We start from the raw sequence: 20,482 nt of genomic DNA, 5'->3' as shown, positions 1-20,482 counted from the left end.
TTGAGATTGAATATAGGGACACCCACCGACAAGTTCCGACGAGAGCGATGACAGCCGTCAAGCCCAATCACCACACTCCAGCACCTGTGGTCGTCGACCTGAGCGTCGCCGCCCTGCGGGCCCGCCTGCACGACGCCCTCTCGGTGTATGTGGCCGCGATGGACTATCCGCGCGGCACCGAACATCACCGGGCCCCGATGTGGAACGAGCACACCACCCGGGCGGGCTGGCGGGCGGTGGCCGCCGTGCTGCCCGACGACGCGGGCGCGGTCGACCTGCGCACCGCCCCGCTGCTCGCCATCGCCTACGGATACAGCGGCGCGCCGCGGCAGTGGTGGCATCAGCAGGTACACACCGGGATGCGCCGGTGCGGCTGGCCGGAGGCCGCCGCGCGCGAGTTGCTCGCCGACTATTTCGAACTCACCGAACTGCACGTGCACCCGGCCGCGCAGGGTCGCGGGATCGGGGCGACCCTGCTCGAACGGTTGCTCGCCGGCCGCCCCGAGGCGGCGGTACTACTGTCGACGCCGGAAGTTCCCGAGGAGGACAACCGGGCGTGGCGGTTGTACCGGCGCGCGGGATTCACCGATGTGATCCGCAATTTCGTCTTCGCGGGTGATACCCGGCCGTTCGCGATCCTCGGCCGTAGGCTGCCGATGCCACCGGCGGGCGAACGGGCGTGAGCCGTAGCGAAACAACGGTCGTCGTCGGATCGGGGCACAACGCGCTGGTCGCCGCCTGCTATCTGGCGCGGGCCGGGCAGCGGGTCCAGGTGCTCGAACGAGACACGGTGCCAGGCGGTGCGGTGTCGACGGTCGAACGGTTCCCTGGCCACCTTGTGGATCGCGGTTCCTCGGCGCACATCATGGTCCGGCACACCGGGATCATCGAGGAACTCGAGCTCGAGCGGTTCGGGTTGCGCTATCTCGACTGTGATCCGTGGGGATTCACGCCGTCCGACGGTGTACGCCCACCGATCGTCTTCCACCGCGATCTCGACGCCACGTGCGCGTCGATCGCGGCGGCTTGTGGCACGAAGGATGCCGAGGCCTATCGCCGTTTCGTCGAGGTGTGGGGTGAGCGAAGCGCGCGGGTGATGCGGGCGTTCGGTGGTCCCCCGACGCCGGGGAGGCTGGTTCGCGCGTTCTGGGGGCTGGACGCGCGCGACGGCGGGTCGGCGCTGTCGCGGGAGTTTCTGCAGACCGGTGACGCGCTGCTCGACTACCGGTTCGACGACGAACGGCTCAAGGCGTCGCTGGCGTGGTTCGGTGCGCAGTCGGGTCCACCGATGTCGGAACCGGGGACCGCGCCGATGGCCGGCTTCGCCGCGCTCATGCACACTTTGCCGCCCGGGCGGGCCGTGGGGGGAAGTGGGGCACTCAGCGCGGCGCTGATCGCGCGGTTGCGTGCCGACGGCGGTGAAGTCCACACCGGTGATGCCGTCACGGAGCTGCGGCGGTCGGGGCGCGGGTGGCAGGTGCGCACGGAATCGGGGCGTGAGCTGAGCGCCGACACCGTGGTCGCGGGCTCGCACATCCTCGCCACCCTCGACCTGTTGCGCGCGGGCGGTTTCGACGAGGCGGTGCTCGACGACTGGCAGCGCCGCATCCGGGTCGGGCCCGGTATCGGCATGGTGGTCCGCCTGGCCACCGATCGCCTACCGAGCTACCCCGGCGCATCGCCCGCGGAGTCCGCGCACGGCCTGCAATTCCTAGTGTCGGATCGCAGGCAACTGCGGGCGGCGCACGGTGCGGCCTCGGCGGGTGAACTGCCGCCACGGCCGGTGGTGCTGGCGATGAGTTTCAGCGCACTCGACCCGACCATCGCCCCACCCGGTGAACACCAGCTGTCGCTGTGGGCGCAGTGGCATCCCTACGAGCTGGCCGACGGGAGCGATTGGTCGGCGCACGCCGATCGCGAGGCCGACCGGATCATCGCCGAAGTCGACAGGTACGCACCGGGATTCGCCGATTCGGTGTTGCGTCGTTTCGTGCAGACCCCGGTCGACCTGGAACGGGAGATGGGCCTGCGCGGCGGCAATGTGATGCACGTGGAGATGTCGCTGGACCAGATGATGCTGTGGCGGCCGCTGCCGGAGCTGTCGGGTCAACGGGTGCCCGGTGCGCCTGGTCTGTACCTCACGGGCGCGTCCACCCACCCGGGTGGCGGGGTGTCAGGAGCCAGCGGACGCAGTGCCGCCCGCCTGGTACTCGGCGACCGACGCACCCGCCGATTCCCCTTGTCGCGCAGGCGATGACAGCGCCCGATCCGCGTGCCCCGTGGAGCAGCCGTCCCCGGGACGCCCGCGAATCGCCGCCGTGTGACACCGAGACCGATCGGCAGAGGTCGTGACTACCAGCCGCACGCTCGGCCGAATCGCAGCCACCGCCCAGGAATGGGTTGGTGTCCGTCGTCAGCGGATGATCCCAGCGTTCGCGGCGGTGGCGCTGGTGCTCGTACAGATCGCCTATCCGTTGAGTGCGGGCGTGGCGCGGGATCGGGTCACGGTGGCCGTGGTGGTGTTGTCGGTGTCGACCGCGCTGCTGCATGCGGTAACTACTCGTGGGTGGCGGTGGGCGGCAGGGTTTTTCGTCATCGTCTCCGGGACAGGACTCGGGTCCGAGATCGTGGGGACGGCGACGGGGGTGCCCTACGGTGCCTACGTGTACGCGGCGGATCGGCTCGGGCCCGCGCTCGCGGATGTACCGCTGGTGGTGCCGCTGGCATGGACCGGTGGGCTGTATCCGATCTGGGTCGTCGCGGGCCTGCTCGCCGGGATCGATGCGGCAAGCACCGGTGGCCACGGCGCGGGAGGTGCCAGGACGGACAGGGTCACCGCGCGAGCCCGCGTCAAACGTGCCGCACTGCTTGTTGTCGGGGCGGTGGGATGGGACCTGTTTCTCGATCCGCAGATGGTTGCCGACGGGCAGTGGACGTGGTCGGTCACCGACGCCGGTCTGCCGGGGCTGGCGCAGATCCCCTACACCAATTATCTGGGCTGGATGCTCGTCGCGTCGCTGATGGCGGCGCTGCTCACCGCACTCGACAGGCTGCTCCCCCGTGCCCACGACCCGTCGGTGGCGGTGCCGCTCGCGGTGTTCGCGTGGACCTGGCTCGGCTCGGCCCTCGCGCACGCGGTGTTCCTCGGCCTTCCCGCCTCGGCGGCCTGGGGCTTCGCCGGGATGGGACTGCTCGGAATCCCGTTGGCCCGCCAGGCTGCCGCACGGTGGCGAAACCCCTGATCGCAACGGGTGGTGGGAGGCGGTTGGGCCCGTCGTGTGGGTTCTGCGGCCCGAGCCTGGCACGATGTCAACCGTGCAGCCGAGTCTCGTCGCCGACATGCCTTCCCCCTCGCGCCGTTCCGGGCCCGCCCGGCGCGTCGCGGCGGTCGCCGTTCTGCTGGCACTGCTGGTGCCCGCGCTGACCGGATGCCTGCGGGTGCAGGTGTCGATGGGGGTGTCGTCCAACGACCGGGTATCTGGACGGATCGTCGCCGCCGTGGCCCCGCAGGGCCCCGACGACAAGGGCCCGCAGCTGAAGGCGCCCGAATCGCTGGCCGCCAAGGTGCGCGTCGACCCGTACAACCAGGACGGTTACGTCGGCACGCAGGTGTTCTTCGACGATCTGACCTTCGGCGAGGTCGGCCAGCTCGGCAGCCTGTCGGATCAGACCCAGGGCATGTTCACCCTCGAGTTCAAGCGCAACGGCGACCTGGTGAGCCTCACCGGCCGCGTCGACCTCGAGTCGGTGCCGCCGCACGGGTCGGACGTGCAGTTCTCCATCGCGTTCCCGTCGCGTGTCGCCAAGACCAACGGCACCCGTGAGGGCGACAACACCGTGTCGTGGAAGCTGCCCGCCGGTGAGTCCTCGACCCTGCGGGCCGAGGTCAAATACGCCGACCCCAACACCCGCTCGTTCGCCGGCTGGGCGGGCATCATGGGCGGTATCACCCTGGCCGTGGCCGCGATGATCGCCGGTCTCGCCTACCGCGACCGCAACCCGCGCCCGCCGAACGCGCCGCGGCCCAACTTCTCGCCCTCGGAGATGTGGCGCGAGATCACCCAGCGCAGGCTAGGCCGCTGACATGGGCGCGGCGGGACGCTACCTGACCTGGGCGGGCACCGGTCTCGCCGTGCTCGGCGCCGGCACCGCCGCCTACAACCTCGCCACCCTGCGCACCCTGCCCCGGCAGGTGTCGGGAGTGATCGAACCGGTCACCGTGTGCGTGCCCGCCCGTGACGAAGCCCTGCGGCTGCCCGACCTCATCGCCGATCTGCGCGCCCAGACCGGGGTACCGCGGCTGCGAGTGCTGATCCTCGACGATGCCTCCACCGACGGCACCTACGAGGCCGCACTCGCCGCGATCGGCGGCGACGAACGATTCACCGTGCTCCGCTCGGCCGCGCACCCCGCCCCGGGATGGACCGGGAAGGCCGCCGCCTGTGCGCGGCTGGCCGCCAGGACCGATGCGGCGGCACTGGTCTTCGTCGACGCCGATGTGCGCCTCCAACCGCAGGCGATCGCCGCCGCGGTGACCGAATTGCGCAAGCGCGGCGCGGGTTTGGTGTCGGCGTGGCCGACACAGGATTCGGGTTCGGTCGCCGAGCAGCTGGTTCAGCCGCTGCTGGCCTGGTCGTGGGCGTCGACGCTTCCGGTGGGCCCGGCCAATCACAGCTTGCGGCCGTCGACGGCGGTGGCGTGCGGGCAGTTCCTCGCCGTCGACGCCGCGGCGTACCGGGCGGGTGGGGGTCACGCCGGTGTGGCGGCCAGTGCCACCGAGGATCTCGATCTCGCGCGGGCGCTGCGGCGGGCGGGTCATCGGACCGCGCTCGTCACCGCCGGGCCGGCCGCCCACACCCGCATGTACACCGGCGCCGACGACCTCGCCGGCGGCTATACCCGCTGGTTGTGGTCGGCCTACGGCGGCCGGGTCGACACCGGCGCGGCCATCGGCGTCCTTGCCGCCCTTGCCTATTGGATTCCGCCGCTGGCGGTTCTTGCCGGTCGTGGTGGGGTGCGCCGGGCGGGTCTGCTCGGCTACCTCGCCGCCGTCACCGGTCGGCTCATGGCCCGAGCCGTCGAAACCCGGCGCCCACCCACCGGCGCCGACCTCGGCTCGGCACTGGCCCATCCGGTGTCCGTCGGCTACTACCTCACCCTGTGGGCCCGCTCGCACCGCCTGCATCGCACCGGGCGGCTGCGCTGGAAGCAGCGTCCTCTTGTCGCACCGGAAACACCGCTCGCTCGTCACGGCTGACCCGCGCGGCCCAGGTATTCCACACCGCTCGGTGCGTCCACCGGACAACGGAAAAGCCGTGCGCTGCCGAAGGGTCCGCCCTCGCGGAAACCGGATCAGGCGACCTCGGTGATCCCGACGGTCGGGAAGAAGAAGCACGAGCGGCCCGCGTTGTCGGTGGTACCGAAGACGGCGGCGAGGACAGTGCCCTTTCCGGTGTCGACGGGGACGGCCCGCACACCACCGACGGGGATGGCGGTGCGCAGGAAATCGCGGATGACGTTCTCGGCGAGCGGCCGGAGTTCGGCGGGAACCTCGGGCGGCACCATCGCCCGGACAATGTCGGCGATCGTCCCCATCGAGGCCATCCCGCCCCGGCCGGTGCTGAGGTTGAGCCAGGCCACCTGCATACCGGAAGTCTTGGTGGCGGCCGTGTCCGGTTCCAGGCCGTACGGGAGGAAGGTGAACAGCGTCTGGCCTGATTTCACGGCCGTGAGGTCGAGTCCGGGGATCGGGAGGGTGTTCGTCGGCCACGGGCCGGGAACGGCACCCGCGACGGCCGGGACCAGGCCGAAACCGTCGCCGGAACAGTTCGCGGCGACCGTCGGGTACAGGAATGGCTGGATGCCGAGGGCCTCGAGGGTTTCGACGACCGTCTGGTAGGCGGCGAGGAGATCTCCGGGGCCCGCGGTGGGTGTGGCCGGGGCGTCGCGGGTGACGGCCGGCCGCACTGGTGGATCGGCGGCGGCGGGGGCGGCCAGCAGCACGGCGGCGGCGCAGGCCGTCAGCGAGGTCAGTGTGGTCAGACGACGCGCAACAGTCACGGCGAACTCCTCATCGACGCTGAGAAGGCCGAGATTACTCCCGGAACCCGGTGAATCACCGCAGGTGAAGTGACCGAGTATTCGGCGCGTCGCGTACCGCCACAGCGGGGGCCAGGGGTGGGTCGACCGGGCCCGACGTCGGCGATTGTGCCCGCACCAGCACCCGATTCCAACCGCTGCGCTCACGCTGATTTCTACCGTTGTGCGCCATCACAGCTGTGCCACATGCTGATCCGGCTCGACGCTTCGGCAGCGGGCACACCATCCAGAGCGACTGAGAGACCTGGCTCTACGACGTCGCAGCAACCCGCCCGGTCTGTCCGGGTGTGGGTGCTTCTGCCGGGTTCGATGGAGGAGATCGATGAAATTCTTGCTCATGACGCTGATCACCCGGGTCCCGGATCCGGTGACCGGTGTCGTGCCGAGCACCCGTGACCGTTTCCGCGAGGTGGTCGAACAGGCCAGGCGCGCCGAGGAATTGGGTTTCGACGGGTTCGCGGTCGGCGAACGGCACGAAGACCCGTTCCTGTCCGCTGCTCCCCCAGTGGTGCTCAGCCACCTGGCGGCGGTCACCTCGCGGATCGCCCTGTTCACCGCGGTCACCACTTTGAGCCTGCTCGACCCGGTGCGCGCCTTCGAGGACTACGCCACGCTCGACAACCTGTCCGGCGGGCGGCTCGAGCTGATCATCGGCAAGGGCAACGGCACCGCCCAGGCGCAGCTCTATCACGTGACGACCGAGGATCAGTGGGACCGTAACCGCGAAGGATACGAACTGCTGCGGGCACTGTGGGACCGCGACGAAGTGACGTGGTCGGGCCGTTTCCGGCCGCCGCTCACCGACGCACGAGCATTGCCGCGCCCGTTGCAGCCGAAGTTGCGGATCTGGCACGGCAGCGCGACGAGCCGGGAATCGGTGGAACTGGCCGCGCGTCACGGTGACCCGGTGTTCTCGGCGAACGTCACGCACCCGATCGAGCCGTACGCCGAACTGATCCACCACTACCGGCAGCGCTGGGTGGACTACGGGCGCGACCCCGCCGACGCTCTGGTCGGCGCGGGCACGGCCGGTCTGCACGTGGCGCGGACCTCCCAGGAGGCCGTCGAGGTGTATCGCCCGCTCTACGAGGCGCGGACCGCGTTGCAGCGGCAGGTGGGCAATCCGGTGGTCTTCGAGACCGTCGAGGATTTCGTCGCCCGTTCCTCCGCCCTGGTCGGCAGTCCGGAACAGGTGATCGACAAGGTCGGCCGGTACCACGAGCAGTTCGGGCACGAGGTGATCCACCTGTCCGCCGATCGTGAGGGCCGAGCCGAGTCCGACTATCTGGACAGTCTCGAACTGTTTCAGGCCGAGGTGGCGCCGGAGTTGCGCCGCCGCATCCCGAGCCGTCCCCTGGCCGCAGGCCGTGAATTCGCTGGAGTTGTTTCGTGATTCGACATCGCATCGCCGCGTTCGCCGGTGTTCTCGCCGCCACCACGACGGTGGTCGCCTGCGGCGGCGGTGACACCGTCGGCGGCGGACAAGCCGGTCCCCCACAACCCGGTGGCACCCTGCGCTACGGGCTCTCGCAGGCACCGTCGTGCTCGGATCCCGCCCAGGCCGGGAGCAATCAGACCATCTACGTGACCCGGCAGATCGTGGACTCGCTCACCGATCAGGATCCGGCGACCGGAGCGATCACGCCGTGGCTGGCGCGCAGTTGGGAGGTGAGCCCCGATGCGAAGGTCTTCACCTTCACCCTCTCCGACGGAGTGACCTTCAGCGACGGCACGCCGCTCACCGCCGAATCGGTGCGCGACACCTTCGACGCCGTGGTCCGGCTCGGCGGGGCCAAAGCGCCGCTCGGCGTGAGCTACCTGGCCAACTATGTCGGCACCACCGTGGTCGACAAGCTCACGGCCCGGGTCGAATTCAGCGCGCCGAACGCGCAGTTCCTGCAGGCGTCCTCGACCTCACAGCTGGGTATTCTCGCCCCGTCGACCAACGCGAAGCCGGCGGAGGCGCGCTGCGCGGGCGACAACATCGGCAGCGGACCGTTCACCTACGCCGAGTACAAGCAGGACGTCTCGGTGACGTTGGCCAAACGCGCCGGATACCACTGGGGTTCGGAGGTTTTCGCCCACGAGGGCGAGGCCTACCTCGACCGGATCGAGTTCACCGTCGTGCCCGAGTCGGGGGTGCGCACGGGCAGTCTGGCATCCGGTCAGCTCGACGCGATCAGCGATGCCCTGCCCCAGGACGCGCCGCAGATCGAGGCGGTCGGCGGACGAGTGCTCTCGACGTCGAACCCGGGCCTGGTCTTCGGTTTCCACCCCAATGTGACGCGTGGGCCGTTGCGTGATCCGGCGGTGCGGCAGGCCTTGCTGCCCGCGCTGGATCGGCGTCAGCTGATCGACACGGTCCTGAGCCCGCAGTTCAAACCCGCCACCTCGGTGCTGGCCGCGTCGACCCCCGCCTATACCGACCTCTCGGCCCGGCTGGGCTACGACCCGGCGAAGGCGAAGACGATCCTGGATCAGGCGGGCTGGCTGCCCGGCGCCGACGGTATCCGGGTGAAGGGCGGTGAGCGCCTCAGCTTCGGGGTCACCTTCAGTCAGGTGTTCGCGGGCAACCAGGCGATTCTGGAGCTGGTGCAGCAGCAGTTGCGGCAGGTCGGGGTGGATCTGCGGCTCGACCTGGTGTCGTTCTCGGAGCAGACGGCCCGACAGAACAGCAAGGATTACGACGCCGTCTACGGCAACTCCACCCGCGCCGACGGTGACATCCTGCGCACCTCGTTCGCCCTGACCGGCCGCAATCTGTCGGTGCGCGGGCCGGTTCCGGCTCTCGACACCGCCCTCGAACAGCAGCTGGCCACCAACGATCCGGCGGCCCGGGCGGCACTCATCGCGACCGCGCAGCGGGAGATCCTCGACAACGGCCTCTACGTGCCGACGATCGAGTTGTCGCAGGCCATCGGTGCCGCCGCCCACACCAAGGACCTGAAGTTCGAGGCCTCCGCGCGGCTGCAGTTCTTCGACACCTGGCTGAGCGGTCACGGCGATGACTGAGCTGATCCGGCGACCCATCGTGCGGTACGTGGGTTCGCGAGTACTGCAAGCGATCTGGGTGCTGTGGGCAGCGTTCACGGTGTCGTTCGTCGTGCTGTACCTGCTGCCCGCCGACCCGGTCTCGATGGCGGCCGACAGTTCCGGCTCCGGCACGCCCGTCGACAAGGCGGCGATCGCGGAGCTGCAGGCCCGCTACGGGCTGGACAAGCCGCTGTGGGAGCAGTACGTCACCGCGCTCGGCAATGCCCTCACCGGTGATCTCGGCCGTTCGGTCAACACCGGACAGCCGGTCATCGAAGCGCTCGGTGACGCCCTGCCCGCCACACTCGGATTGGCCTCGCTCGCATTGTTCTTCGCCGTGATCGGTGGAACGGTCCTGGCGTTCGCCGCCACCTATACGCGTCGGCCGTGGCTGCGCAACACCTTGAGTGCGCTACCGCCGCTGGGTGTTTCGGTGCCCACCTTCTGGACCGGGCTGTTGCTGTTGCAGCTGTTCTCGTTTCAGCTGCGCTGGTTCCCGGCCTTCGGCGGGACGGGGTTGCGCGGCACGATCCTGCCCGCGCTGACCCTGGCCCTCCCGATCGGGGCGGTGATCGCGCAGGTGCTCGCCGCCGGGCTCACCCAGACGTGGCGCCAGCCGTTCACCGAGGTGGCGCTGGCCAAGGGCGCTTCACGCTGGTGGGTGCAGCGCAGGCACGTGGCGCGGTTGGCGAGCGTGCCCGCGTTCACCATCGCCGGAGTGCTGGTGGGCACCATGCTGGCCGGTTCGGTGGTGGTGGAGTCGGTGTTCGCCCGGGCAGGCGTCGGACGGCTCACCCAGATCTCGGTGCTCAACCAGGACATCCCCGTCGTACAGGGGGTGGTGCTGTTGTCGGCGCTGATCTTCGTCGCCGTGAACCTGGCCGTCGACCTGCTGTACCCGCTGCTCGATCCGCGGATCACCGGCGTCGGCGGTGGCCGGGTCGCCCGGGCGAAGGAAGGCGATGCCGCGCGGCGAATCCGTCGCCTCGCGAACTCGGGCGGTTCGACCCGGTCTGTCCCGCACCGCGGGCGAAGGGAGTGACGATGGTCGACGTACTGCACCGCACGGATCGGCGTCGCGCAGGCGGTTCGGTCGAGCCCGAGGCGCCCGCACCGAGCCGCGACCGTGACACAGCGGGAGCGGCGAAGCCTGCCTCCGCGATCGCGCGCCACCACCGGGGCGCCCAGCTCATCGGCCGGACCCGAAGGCATCTCGGGCTCGTCGTGTCCGGCGTTGTGCTGGTGATCGCGGTCGGGTGGGCGGTGGTGCCGTCGCTGTTCGCGCCGGGAGACCCGTTGACCGGCGTGCCGGGCGAGAAGTTCCAGGGGCCGAGCGCGGCGCACTGGTTCGGCACCGACAATCTCGGGCGCGACCTGTACACGCGAATGGTGCACGGTGCGGGGCTGTCGCTCACCGCCACCCTCACCGCGGTCGGGATCGCGCTGGTGGTCGGTTCGCTGCTCGGGCTGCTGTCGGGGGCGGCGGGCGGGATCGTCGACACCGCGATCATGCGGGTGGTCGACGTGCTGCTCTCCATCCCGTCGCTGCTGCTCGCGCTGGCACTGGTGACCGCGCTGGGCTTCGGCACCCGCAATGTCGCCGTCGCCGTCGGCATCTCGCTGATCGCGAACTTCGCGCGGGTGATGCGCTCGGAGGTGTTGCGGGTGCGGCACGCGCCCTACGTCGAGGCGGCGCACGCCTCGGGAGTGCGCTGGTACGCGGTCCTGACCCGGCATGTGCTGCCCAACTCGTTCCAGCCGGTGCTGGCCTTGGCCGCCGTCGAATTCGGGATGGCGGTGCTGGCGGTCTCGTCGCTGAGCTTCCTCGGTTACGGCACCAAACCGCCTACCCCCGAATGGGGTTCGCTGATTTCGGAGGGCCGCAATTTTCTCGCCACCGCCTGGTGGCTCACCACCCTGCCCGGCCTGGTGATCGTCGCGGTGGTGCTGGCGGCTCAGCGGGTCGGCCGATTCGCGGGAAGGACTGATCAGCGATGAGCGACCCTGTCGCGTCGGCCTCGGAGTCGGCGGCTTCGTCGACGGCGGAGCCGATCGGTGCCGGGCGAACAGAACGGCCGTTGCTGCGGGTCGAGGGCCTGCGCATCACCTACCAGTCGGGCGCAGGGCCCGTCGCGGCGCTGCGCGGTGCGTCGATCGAGGTGGCGCCGGGCGAAGTCGTCGCCCTCGTCGGCGAATCCGGTTCGGGGAAGTCCACCTTGGCGCACGCGGTGATCGGCCTGCTCGGTGACAGCGCGCGGATCAATTCCGGGCGTATCGAATTCGCCGGTGAGCACGTGGACCCCGAGGACGAGAAGTCGTTGCGACGGCTGCGCGGGCTGCGGGTGGGGTTCGTTCCCCAGGATCCGGGCCTGTCGCTGAATCCCGTTCTCCGCGTGGGTGACCAGGTGGCCGAGGCACTGCTCGTCCACCGCCTCGCCGACCGGCGTACCGCACGTCTGCGGGCGCTGGATCTGCTCGAGGAAGTGGGGCTGGACCGGCCCGAACAACGAGCACACCAGTACCCGCACGAACTGTCCGGTGGGCAGCGCCAGCGAGTGCTGATCGCGATCGCGCTGGCCTGCGGGCCGGACCTGATCATCGCCGACGAGCCGACCAGCGCACTGGACGCCACCGTCGCCCGGCAGGTGCTCGACCGGTTGGCCGAGCGGATCGCCGCGCGAGGAACGGCGGTGCTGCTCATCACCCACGATCTGGCCGTGGCCGCCGAACGGGCCGACCGGCTGGTGGTGCTGGAAGGTGGTGAGGTCGTCGAGTCGGGGCCGATCGCCCAGGTTCTCGCCCACCCGGCGCACCCCTACACCCGGCGTCTGCTCGCGGCCTCTCCCGCGCTGGCCCCCACCCCTTTCCGGCCGGCCCGGGCCAGGGCGGCCACACCGTTGCTGTCGGTGCACGCGCTGCACAAACGCTTTCACGAAGGGGGTATCACCGCGGTCGACAATGTCGAATTCTCCCTGGACCGAGGCGAAACCCTCGCGCTGGTCGGCGAATCCGGTTCCGGCAAGTCGACCACCGCGCGCATCGCGCTGCGGCTCACCGACGCCGACAGCGGAACGGTGACCTTCGACGGTCACGATCTCACGGGTGCGCGCCGGAAACGCTTGCGCGCGTTGCGCAGACGGTTCCAGGTGGTGTACCAGAACCCGTATTCCTCCCTCGACCCGCGCTGGGACGTGGGTGACATCATCGCCGAGCCGTTGCGCGCCTTCGGCATCGAGGACCGTCCCCAGCGGGTGCGCGAGTTGCTCGACCAGGTGGCGCTGCCCACGGATTTCACCCGGCGCAAACCGGCCGAACTGTCCGGCGGACAACGGCAACGGGTCGCGATCGCCCGCGCGCTGGCCCTGCGACCCGACCTGCTCGTCCTCGACGAACCGGTCTCCGCGCTCGACGCCTCGGTGCAGGCCCAGATCCTCGACCTGCTCGACGGCCTGCAATCCGAACTGGACCTGGGCTACCTGTTCATCTCCCACGACCTGGCCGTGGTGTGCCGCATCAGCGACCGGGTGGCGGTGATGCGGCACGGGCGCATCGTCGAGACCGGACCGACCGCGTCGCTGTTCACCGCCCCTCAGCACCCCTACACGCGGGAACTGCTCGCGGCCATCCCCGCACCGGCCTTCGACATCGACGGAAAGGAGACCCGATGAGCGCGCTGTTCCTCGGCATCGAGACACCAGGCACCGGAACCCATCCCGCGTCCTGGCGGCGTCCCGATTCCCGCGCCGAAGACTTGTTCACGGCGAACTACTGGACCGAGGTGGTCACCACCGCCGAGACACTCGGGTTCGACGCGGTGTTCCTGCCGGACTCGTTCGCCCTCCAGGAAGGCGGACCCGAAGTGGTGCGGGGGCGGCTCGATGCCGTCGCCGTCGCCGCCCGCACCGCCCCGCTGACCCGCCGCATCGGCCTGGTTCCGCAGGTCCCGGTGACCCACACCGAGCCTTTCCACGTGTCCAAGGCGATCGCCGCCCTCGACTTCGCGAGTCTCGGTCGCGCGGGCTGGGAAGTCACCGTGTCCACCGGGGCGACGGAGGCAGCCGCGTTCGGCCGCAAGAAGATTCAGGACGCCGCCTCGCTCTGGCACGAGGCAGACGAAGCGGTGGAGGTGGTTACCCGGCTGTGGGACAGCTGGGAGGACGACGCCGAGATCCGCGATGTGCCGACCGGCCGGTTCATCGACCGCGACCGCCTGCACTACATCGACTTCGAGGGTGACAACTTCTCCGTGAAGGGCCCGGCGATCACCCCGCGCTCACCCCAGGGTCAGCCGATCGTCACGGTGCGCGCCGACGACCCGTCCTCGATCGAGATCGCCGTGCACCGCGCCGACCTCATCCGCATCACCTCACCCGATCTCGCCACCGCCGCCGCACACCGGCTCGCCCTGCGCGCCGCGATCGCGGAGGCGGGGCGTGACCCGGACGCGGTGCAGGTCCTGCTCGACCTGCCTGTGCACCTGGCGGATTCGGCCGAGAACGCACACGCCGACGTGGCTGAGCTCGACCGCTGGGCCGAGTCGCCACAGCGCCCGGGTCCGTCGGCCGCAGGCGATCAGCGGGAGTCCTCCGGTCCGGATCTACCGGGTGTAGGCCTGCGTCATGTGGGCACCGTCGCCGCGCTCGACGACCTCCTCGCCGAGATCGCGCGGTCAGGGATCGACGGCGTGGTGCTGCGACCGCTGGCCCTGCACGCCGCCTTGGCGGCTTTGACCGCCCAACGCACCCCCACCGCCGCGGCGCAGCACTCACGCACCCTCCGTGACCGCCTCGGTCTCGCCCGACCCGTCAGCCGATACGCCGCAGGAGCAGCGCTGTGACCTCGAAACCGCGCAAGCAGATCCACCTCGCCGCGCACTTTCCCGGCGTGAACAACACCACCGTCTGGACCGACCCGACCTCGAAATCGCAGGTCGAGTTCGACTCGTTCGAGCATCTGGCCCGCACCGCCGAGCGCGGCCTGTTCGACTTCTTCTTCCTGGCCGAAGGGCTGCGGCTGCGTGAGCATCGCGGCCGGATCCACGATCTGGACGTGGTCGGCCGTCCCGACACGTTCACCGTGCTCAACGCGGTGGCGGCGGTCACCGAACGCCTCGGCTTGGCCGGCACCATCAACAGCACCTACAACGAACCGTTCGAACTGGCCAAGCAGTTCGCCGCCCTGGATCACCTGTCCGGCGGCCGGGCGGCCTGGAATGTGGTCACCTCCTCCGACGCGTTCACCGGCGAGAACTTCCGGCGCGGCGGCTATCTCGAGCACCATGCCCGGTATCAGCGCGCCGCCGAAGTGGTCGAGGCGACCCGGGCGCTGTGGGACAGCTGGCCCACCGACAGCCTGGTGGTCGACCGTGAACGTGGTGTGTTCGCTCGCGAGATCCCCGAAACCTCGTACCGAAGCTCGCAATTCGACATCCGGGCGCCGTTCGTCGTCCCACCCGCACCGCAGGGTCACCCGGTGTTGCTGCAGGCGGGCGATTCCGACGAAGGACGTGAGTTCGGTGCGAAGACCGCCGATGCCATCTTCACCGCGCACGGCACCCTCGAGGCGGGCCAGCGGTTCTACGCCGACATCAAGGGGCGCCTCGCGAAATACGGACGGACACCCGATGAGCTGCTGGTCTTCCCCGCCGCGACCTTCGTCCTCGGCGACACCGCCGACGACGCACACGAGCGGGCCCGCCACATCCGTTATCAGCAGGTGAGCCCGGCCACCGCCATCGCCTTCCTCGAACAGGTCTGGGGCCGAGAGCTTTCCGAATACGACCCCGACGGCCCGCTGCCCGACGTGGAACCAGACCCGGCAACCGAGATCACCCGTGGCCGGGTCAGGCACGCGAAAGACCCACTCGCCGTGGCCGAGGCGTGGCGTGAACGTGCCGAGGCGGACAACCTCAGCATCCGAGAACTCGTGATCGAGGTCACCGCCCGTCAGCAGTTCGTCGGCACTGCCGCCCAGGTGGCCGAGCAGATCGACCACTACGTGCAGTCCGACGCGGCCGACGGATTCATCCTCGTCCCCCACCTCACTCCCGGCGGACTCGACGAGTTCGTCGACTCCGTGGTGCCGGAACTGCAGAACAGAGGCAGTTTCCGCACCACCTACACCGGCACGACCCTGCGCGACCACCTCGGTCTGCGCCACCCCCGTCACCGCACCGTCACCGAAGGAGCCCGCGCGTCATGACCGTCACCATCGACAACCTCGACACCACAACCACTTTCGCCGACGACTGGGCGCGCTGGCACCACGCCCGCGAGGACGGGCTGCGCGACCCGCTCGGCTGGCTCAGCCTCGCCGGGCTGCACTGGCTCACCGATCGTCCCGAACGCCTCGACGGCGTGCCAGGCACCTGGTGGGTCACCGACGAGAAGGTGTTCGTCACCGCCCAGCCCGCCGACCGGCTCGATGTGGAGGGCGATCGGATCGCCGGGGTCCGCATCCTCGAACCCGGCGAGGGCGCGCCCGGAATCAGCGTGTTCAACGAGGAGCGCGTCCTCGAAGTGATCCGGCGCTCCGGGCAATTCGCGGTTCGCGTACACGATCCGGCCGCACCGACCCTGGTCGCGTTCACCGGCGTGCCCGCCTATCCCGCCGACCCGCGCTGGGTGGTGAGCGGCCGCTTCACCCCGTTCGAACAGCCACGCACCGTCACCACCGGCGCGGTGGTCGAAGGGCTCGAGCACCACCACCCGGCGGCGGGCATCATCGAGTTCCGCCTCGGCGACAGCCATGAAGCGTTGCTGGCCTTCGGCACCCCGGACGACCTGAAGGTGCTGTTCACCGACGCCACCAGCGGAATCACCACCTACCCGGCGGCACGCTCGCTCGCGATCGGCGCGGTGGCCGCCGACGGCACTGTCACCCTCGACTTCAACCGGGCGGTGAACCTGCCGTGCGCCTTCACCGACTACGCCACCTGCCCGGTGGCCCCGCGGGAGAACCGGCTGCGGGTGGCGGTGGAAGCGGGAGAACAGGATCCGAGATCATGAGTGTGCCGCTCTCGGTCCTCGATCTGGCACCGATCAGCGAGGGTTCGAGTGCCGCGGCGGCGGTGCGCAACAGCATCGATCTGGCCAGGCATGCCGAGCAGTGGGGTTATCACCGGTTCTGGTTGGCGGAGCACCATTTCGCGTCGGTGGCCAGTTCCGCCTCGCTCACGCTGCTGGGACTGGTCGCGGCGGCCACCGACCGGATTCGGGTCGGCACGGGCGCGGTGCAGGTGGGTCAGCACACCTCGGCGTCGATCGTCGAGGCGTTCGGCACTGTCGACGCGCTGCACCCGGGCCGGCTCGATCTCGGCCTCGGCCGCTCCGGACACCGACGCACCCAGTACGGCGCCGCGACCACCACCGCGAAGGGCGGACGGCCGGTGCTCGACGCGGTCGTCGGACGCACCCAGGTGCGTGACGGAGTGGTCGTGCCACCACCGTTCGACCCGCGACGGGTCCTCGATCGGTCCAAGTTCCTCGCCTCCCTGGAGGCGTTGCAGCAGCCCGGCGCGCGATCACTGGACTTCGCGGACCAGGTCGCCGAGATCAGCGCCCTGCTCGACGGCACCTACACCACCTCCGACGGTGTCGCGCTGCACGCGGTTCCGGGTGAGGGTATCGATACCGAGCTGTGGATCTTCGGCAGTTCCGCCGGGGAGAGCGCGGAACTGGCAGGTCGGTTGGGGTTGCCGTTCGCGGCGGCCTACCACGTGGCGCCCGGGACAGCGCTGGACGCGGTGGCGGCGTATCGGGCGGCGTTCCGGCCGTCGCGGGTGCTCGCCGCGCCGTACGTCATCGTGTCGGCCGACGTGGTCGTGGCCGCCGACGACGACACCGCCCGCAGGCACGCCAGCACCTACGGGCACTGGGTGCACAGTGTGCGCAGCGGAGCGGGTGCGGGCGAGTACCTCGATCCCGCCACCGCCGCCCCGCTCACCGACGACCAGTTCCGCCTGGTCGAAGACCGGTTGGCCGCCCAGATCGTCGGCTCACCGGGCACCGTGGTCGAACGGCTCGACGCCCTGCGCCGGGTGAGCGACGCCGACGAACTGCTGGTCACCACCATCACCCACGCACACGCCGACCGGCTCGAATCGCATCGGTTGCTGGCCGGGGCGTGGGGTTTGCGGGGGTCACTGGCCGCGTAGCCGGAGTGTGCGACGGCACTGGCGAACAGACCTATACGGGGGCGTACAACAGCGGTAGTCTCAATCGCTATACGCCCCCGTACAGATCGAGGTCATCCCATGCGACTCCCCGCCTCCGCACACACCACCAGGCCGTGGCGCATCCACGAGATCGCGCGCGGTTTCGACACCGAAGACGTCTGGCAGTTCCGCACCCCCGGCGCGGGCCCCGACGATTTCCCCGCCTTCCTCGCGGCACTCCAGGCGGAGAAGGCATCCGAGAGCTCGGGCATCAGCGGCGTGCTGTTCAAGATCCGCTGGAAACTGGGCGAGATCTTCGGCTGGGACGACGAATCGGCGGGCACCGGCACCCGCGTCGGCTCCCTGCGCGACCGCCTCCCCGCCGACCTGCGCGACACTCCGACCCCCGACGACAGCGACAGCCCGCTGACCAGCCTCTACGTCCTCGACAACGAGTACGCCGCCGAAATCGCCAACGGCACCATGCACGGCGTCATGCACCTGGGCTGGGTCCCCGACGACACCGGCTACCACCTGCAGATGGCCGTCCTGGTCGAACCCAACGGCCGCCTCGGGCGCCTCTACATGGCCCTGATCAAGCCCTTCCGCTACCTCATCGTCTACCCGGCCATGACCCGCAACTGGGAACGAACCTGGCAGACCCTCGCCGCTGCGAGGCGCTGACGAAGCGCCGAAGCGAGAAGCCGCCTCGTCCAGCTGCCGGTCAGGCGCTGAGAGGGGCGGCGGTGACGCCGTAGCCGAGGTTGGTGAGGACCTCGCTGGTGGCCTTGGCGAAGTTGAGGGTGATGAAGTGCAGGCAGGGGGCGTCTTCGTCGATGAGGCGCTGGGCCATTTCGGTGGCGATCTGGATGCCTTCGGCGCGCACGGCGGCGCGGTCCTCCTCCGGGCCAGTCCCCGCGGCGCGGGTGAGGCGGGCGACGATGTCGGCGGGCACCGGGCGGCCGGACAGCTCCTCGGCGCGGGCGACGGTGCGCAGGGAGGTGATGGGCATCAGCTCGGGGACGATCGGCTTGGCGCCCTCGACGGGGTCCATGGCGATCACACGGTCGCGCAGGCGCAGGTAGTGCTCGACGTCGAAGAACATCTGGGTGATCGAATACTCCGCGCCCGCACGCAGTTTCGCGCACAGGTGGCGGGTGTCGTGGTCCAGGTCGGGTGAGCGGTGGTGACCCTGCGGGAACGACGCGACACCGACGTGGAAGTCGCCGAGATCGCGGACGATGCGCACGAGCTCCTCGGCGTACTCGACCCCCTCGGGATGCTTGCGCCACTCACCCAGCGGGTCGCCGGGCGGGTCGCCGCGCAGCACGAGGACGTTGCAGATGCCGGAGTCGGCGTAGGAACCGACCAGCGAGCGTAGTTCGGCGATGCTGTGGCCGACGGCGGTCAGGTGGGCGACCGGCAGCAGGGTGGTCTCCTGCGCCAGGGCACCGGTGATGCGGACCGTGCGGTCGCGGGTGGAGCCGCCCGCGCCGTAGGTCATCGACACGAAGGCGGGGTGCATGCGTTCGAACTCGCGCACCGCGCGCCACAGCCTGGCCTCGCCGGCCGCGTCGCGGGGCGGGTTGAACTCGACCGAAAACGGCACGCCCGTGCCCGAATGGGTGCGCAGACTCTGCACCACCGAGGGCGTGTTCGAGACGATCGACTGCTGCTTGGCGGGCCGATCGGGGGTCGAACGTCCCCGTCCACTGTCGAAAGTCACCGGCTCAGTCTAGTGGGACGTTCCGGGCCTACGGCGCCGACCGGGGAACTCCGATACCGGTCACGACACGTCCCCGCCGGGCACAACCGCGCAGGCCGCGGCACCCGCCGAGGGGAAATCCCCTGTTCGGAGCGGAGAATGTCAAGCCGGATGGACACACGGACCGAGGAGCCCCGGACCCGAGGAAACGCCGGGTGTGGGATCGGTCGCAGCGGCCCTGTGCGCCCGCTGATCCTCCGAGCGGCCCGCGTATCGTCGAGACGACGCTGTGCACGCACCGCGAGGGTGCGTCATCGGATCCTGACGCTCGCCATTTGGAGGCCGCCCTGTCCGCCGGAATCGGTACCCCGCTCTCCCGGTCCGCCGCCGACGTGCTGACCTCGGTCGACCTCGTCGCGCTCACCCCCGGCACACCGGCCTTCGTCGCGGCGGTCGAACAGGTGCTCACGGAATTCTTCGCGAGCAGGCGCGAGATCGTCGAACCGCTCGGTCCGGTGTTCGTCGACGCGGCCGAGGCGCTGGAACAGTTCGTGGTGCGCGGCGGCAAACGCACCAGGCCGGGCTTCGCCTGGACCGGCTGGCTCGGCGCCGGTGGCGACCCGTCCGCCCCCGAGGCGGCCTCGGTACTCACGGCCTGCGCATCGCTGGAACTCGTGCAGGCCTGCGCACTGGTGCACGACGACATCATCGACTCCTCACGCACCCGGCGTGGCTTCCCGACGGTGCACATCGACTTCACCGATCGGCACCGCGCGGCCGGGTGGTCCGGTGACGGCGAGGCGTACGGGTCGGCGGTCGCCATTCTGATCGGCGATCTGGCCCTGGCCTGGGCCGACGACCTGGTGAACGCGGCCGGACTCGACACCGCGTCCTTCGCCCGGTTCGCGCCGGTGTGGGCGCGCATGCGCACCGAAGTGCTCGGCGGGCAACTGCTCGACATCAACGGCGAGGCCGGTGGCGACGAGTCGGTCGAGGCCGCGCTGCGCATCAACCGCTACAAGACCGCCGCCTACACCATCGAACGACCGCTGCACCTGGGTGCCGCACTGGCAGGCGCCGACGACGCCCTAGTCGCGGCCTTGCGCACCTATGGAACCGATGTGGGTATCGCGTTCCAGCTGCGCGACGACCTGCTCGGGGTGTTCGGCGATCCGGCCGTCACCGGCAAACCGTCGGGCGACGATCTGCGCGAGGGCAAGCGCACCGTGCTCATCGCCGAGGCGCTGCGTCGCGCCGACCCGGAATCGGCCGCGCTGATCCGCACCGGCCTCGGCACCGACCTCGACGACGAGGCCGTCGACCGGTTGCGCGCGGTACTGATCGACCTGGGCGCCGTCGACGACGTGGAGCGCCGTATCACCGAGCTCACCGAAACGGGTCTGGCCGCCATCGCGCACAGCGCCGCCACCCCCGCCGCCAAGCATCTGCTGCACGATATGGCGTTGGCCGCCACTCGCCGTACCGCCTGA

The 20,482-nt window shown here is 70.2% G+C and carries 18 protein-coding genes and 1 riboswitch; of the genes, 16 read left to right on the top strand and 2 right to left on the bottom strand.

Going from position 1 to position 20,482, the window contains the following annotated elements; translation table 11 throughout:
* Window positions 1–47 precede the first annotated feature (47 nt).
* The 5 genes from HYG95_RS18015 to HYG95_RS17995 all read left to right on the top strand — a co-directional run bounded on the left by HYG95_RS18015 (window position 48) and on the right by HYG95_RS17995 (window position 5,257).
* On the top strand, window positions 48–683 hold the full coding sequence (locus HYG95_RS18015; protein WP_181699233.1) for an N-acetyltransferase: 636 nt from the start codon (window positions 48–50) through the stop codon (window positions 681–683).
* Window positions 680–2,257, top strand: coding sequence for an NAD(P)/FAD-dependent oxidoreductase (locus HYG95_RS18010; protein ID WP_181699230.1), 1,578 nt, complete (start codon window positions 680–682; stop codon window positions 2,255–2,257). Before HYG95_RS18015 ends, HYG95_RS18010 begins: the two co-directional genes overlap by 4 nt.
* A gap of 163 nt (window positions 2,258–2,420) precedes the next feature.
* Window positions 2,421–3,242, top strand: a complete 822-nt coding sequence (locus HYG95_RS18005) for a carotenoid biosynthesis protein (protein ID WP_181699228.1) — start codon at window positions 2,421–2,423, stop codon at window positions 3,240–3,242.
* Window positions 3,243–3,339: 97 nt separating this feature from the next.
* Window positions 3,340–4,083 (top strand): DUF3153 domain-containing protein, encoded by a 744-nt coding sequence (locus tag HYG95_RS18000; protein ID WP_181699289.1) that lies wholly within the window; start codon window positions 3,340–3,342, stop codon window positions 4,081–4,083.
* Between the two features lies 1 nt (window position 4,084).
* Window positions 4,085–5,257 (top strand): glycosyltransferase family 2 protein, encoded by a 1,173-nt coding sequence (locus tag HYG95_RS17995; RefSeq protein ID WP_181699226.1) that lies wholly within the window; start codon window positions 4,085–4,087, stop codon window positions 5,255–5,257.
* A 95-nt stretch (window positions 5,258–5,352) separates the two neighbouring features.
* Here the strand turns inward: HYG95_RS17995 and HYG95_RS17990 are convergent, their stop codons facing one another.
* Window positions 5,353–6,060, bottom strand: coding sequence for a hypothetical protein (locus HYG95_RS17990; protein ID WP_181699224.1), 708 nt, complete (start codon window positions 6,058–6,060; stop codon window positions 5,353–5,355).
* Between the two features lie 258 nt (window positions 6,061–6,318).
* A riboswitch (SAM riboswitch) is annotated at window positions 6,319–6,415 on the top strand.
* A gap of 6 nt (window positions 6,416–6,421) precedes the next feature.
* On the opposite strand from HYG95_RS17990, the gene HYG95_RS17985 reads away from it, so the two are divergent.
* The 10 genes from HYG95_RS17985 (at window position 6,422) to HYG95_RS17940 (ending at window position 17,971) form a co-directional block, all read left to right on the top strand.
* A complete protein-coding gene (locus HYG95_RS17985; protein WP_181699222.1) occupies window positions 6,422–7,492 on the top strand; it encodes an LLM class flavin-dependent oxidoreductase in 1,071 nt (356 codons plus the stop codon).
* The gene (locus HYG95_RS17980; protein WP_181699220.1) at window positions 7,489–9,111 is read left to right on the top strand and encodes an ABC transporter substrate-binding protein; all 1,623 of its coding nucleotides are present in this window, start codon (window positions 7,489–7,491) and stop codon (window positions 9,109–9,111) included. The genes HYG95_RS17985 and HYG95_RS17980 overlap by 4 nt, the downstream gene beginning before the upstream one ends.
* A gap of 16 nt (window positions 9,112–9,127) precedes the next feature.
* Window positions 9,128–10,174: an ABC transporter permease gene (locus tag HYG95_RS17975; protein ID WP_370465838.1), complete on the top strand. Its 1,047-nt coding sequence runs from the start codon at window positions 9,128–9,130 to the stop codon at window positions 10,172–10,174.
* Between the two features lie 2 nt (window positions 10,175–10,176).
* On the top strand, window positions 10,177–11,130 hold the full coding sequence (locus HYG95_RS17970; protein ID WP_181699218.1) for an ABC transporter permease: 954 nt from the start codon (window positions 10,177–10,179) through the stop codon (window positions 11,128–11,130).
* Window positions 11,127–12,800: an ABC transporter ATP-binding protein gene (locus HYG95_RS17965; RefSeq protein ID WP_181699216.1), complete on the top strand. Its 1,674-nt coding sequence runs from the start codon at window positions 11,127–11,129 to the stop codon at window positions 12,798–12,800. Before HYG95_RS17970 ends, HYG95_RS17965 begins: the two co-directional genes overlap by 4 nt.
* Window positions 12,797–13,969 carry an LLM class flavin-dependent oxidoreductase gene (locus HYG95_RS17960; RefSeq protein WP_181699214.1) on the top strand — a complete coding sequence of 391 codons (1,173 nt, stop codon included), beginning with the start codon at window positions 12,797–12,799 and terminating at the stop codon, window positions 13,967–13,969. Before HYG95_RS17965 ends, HYG95_RS17960 begins: the two co-directional genes overlap by 4 nt.
* Window positions 13,966–15,333, top strand: a complete 1,368-nt coding sequence (locus tag HYG95_RS17955; protein WP_181699211.1) for an NtaA/DmoA family FMN-dependent monooxygenase — start codon at window positions 13,966–13,968, stop codon at window positions 15,331–15,333. The genes HYG95_RS17960 and HYG95_RS17955 overlap by 4 nt, the downstream gene beginning before the upstream one ends.
* Window positions 15,330–16,139, top strand: a complete 810-nt coding sequence (locus HYG95_RS17950) for a DUF1684 domain-containing protein (RefSeq protein WP_181699208.1) — start codon at window positions 15,330–15,332, stop codon at window positions 16,137–16,139. The genes HYG95_RS17955 and HYG95_RS17950 overlap by 4 nt, the downstream gene beginning before the upstream one ends.
* Complete coding sequence (locus HYG95_RS17945) at window positions 16,136–17,287, top strand: LLM class flavin-dependent oxidoreductase (RefSeq protein WP_181699207.1); 1,152 nt, start codon at window positions 16,136–16,138, stop codon at window positions 17,285–17,287. Before HYG95_RS17950 ends, HYG95_RS17945 begins: the two co-directional genes overlap by 4 nt.
* A gap of 99 nt (window positions 17,288–17,386) precedes the next feature.
* Window positions 17,387–17,971 carry a DUF2867 domain-containing protein gene (locus HYG95_RS17940; protein ID WP_181699205.1) on the top strand — a complete coding sequence of 195 codons (585 nt, stop codon included), beginning with the start codon at window positions 17,387–17,389 and terminating at the stop codon, window positions 17,969–17,971.
* 40 nt (window positions 17,972–18,011) lie between these two features.
* Here HYG95_RS17940 and HYG95_RS17935 read toward each other — a convergent pair whose 3' ends face one another.
* On the bottom strand, window positions 18,012–19,013 hold the full coding sequence (locus tag HYG95_RS17935; RefSeq protein ID WP_370465836.1) for a methylenetetrahydrofolate reductase: 1,002 nt from the start codon (window positions 19,011–19,013) through the stop codon (window positions 18,012–18,014).
* 314 nt (window positions 19,014–19,327) lie between these two features.
* Here HYG95_RS17935 and HYG95_RS17930 point away from each other — a divergent pair, with 314 nt between their 5' ends.
* The gene (locus HYG95_RS17930) at window positions 19,328–20,482 is read left to right on the top strand and encodes a polyprenyl synthetase family protein (protein ID WP_181699203.1); all 1,155 of its coding nucleotides are present in this window, start codon (window positions 19,328–19,330) and stop codon (window positions 20,480–20,482) included.

This window comes from Nocardia sp. GTS18, from assembly GCF_013839555.1.
Taxonomy (GTDB): domain Bacteria; phylum Actinomycetota; class Actinomycetes; order Mycobacteriales; family Mycobacteriaceae; genus Nocardia; species Nocardia rosealba.
Note: the sequence above shows the minus strand (reverse complement) of the source record. Positions and strands in the feature narration are given on the sequence as shown.

Excerpts from the sequence above, each read along its gene's own strand:
- HYG95_RS18015 (WP_181699233.1), top strand. The coding sequence starts at position 48 with ATGACAGCCGTCAAGCCCAATCACCACACTCCAGCACCTGTGGTCGTC.
- HYG95_RS18005 (WP_181699228.1), top strand. The coding sequence starts at position 2,421 with ATGATCCCAGCGTTCGCGGCGGTGGCGCTGGTGCTCGTACAGATCGCC.
- HYG95_RS18000 (WP_181699289.1), top strand. The coding sequence starts at position 3,340 with ATGCCTTCCCCCTCGCGCCGTTCCGGGCCCGCCCGGCGCGTCGCGGCG.
- HYG95_RS17995 (WP_181699226.1), top strand. The coding sequence starts at position 4,085 with ATGGGCGCGGCGGGACGCTACCTGACCTGGGCGGGCACCGGTCTCGCC.
- HYG95_RS17985 (WP_181699222.1), top strand. The coding sequence starts at position 6,422 with ATGAAATTCTTGCTCATGACGCTGATCACCCGGGTCCCGGATCCGGTG.
- HYG95_RS17970 (WP_181699218.1), top strand. The coding sequence starts at position 10,177 with ATGGTCGACGTACTGCACCGCACGGATCGGCGTCGCGCAGGCGGTTCG.
- HYG95_RS17965 (WP_181699216.1), top strand. The coding sequence starts at position 11,127 with ATGAGCGACCCTGTCGCGTCGGCCTCGGAGTCGGCGGCTTCGTCGACG.
- HYG95_RS17960 (WP_181699214.1), top strand. The coding sequence starts at position 12,797 with ATGAGCGCGCTGTTCCTCGGCATCGAGACACCAGGCACCGGAACCCAT.
- HYG95_RS17950 (WP_181699208.1), top strand. The coding sequence starts at position 15,330 with ATGACCGTCACCATCGACAACCTCGACACCACAACCACTTTCGCCGAC.
- HYG95_RS17945 (WP_181699207.1), top strand. The coding sequence starts at position 16,136 with ATGAGTGTGCCGCTCTCGGTCCTCGATCTGGCACCGATCAGCGAGGGT.
- HYG95_RS17940 (WP_181699205.1), top strand. The coding sequence starts at position 17,387 with ATGCGACTCCCCGCCTCCGCACACACCACCAGGCCGTGGCGCATCCAC.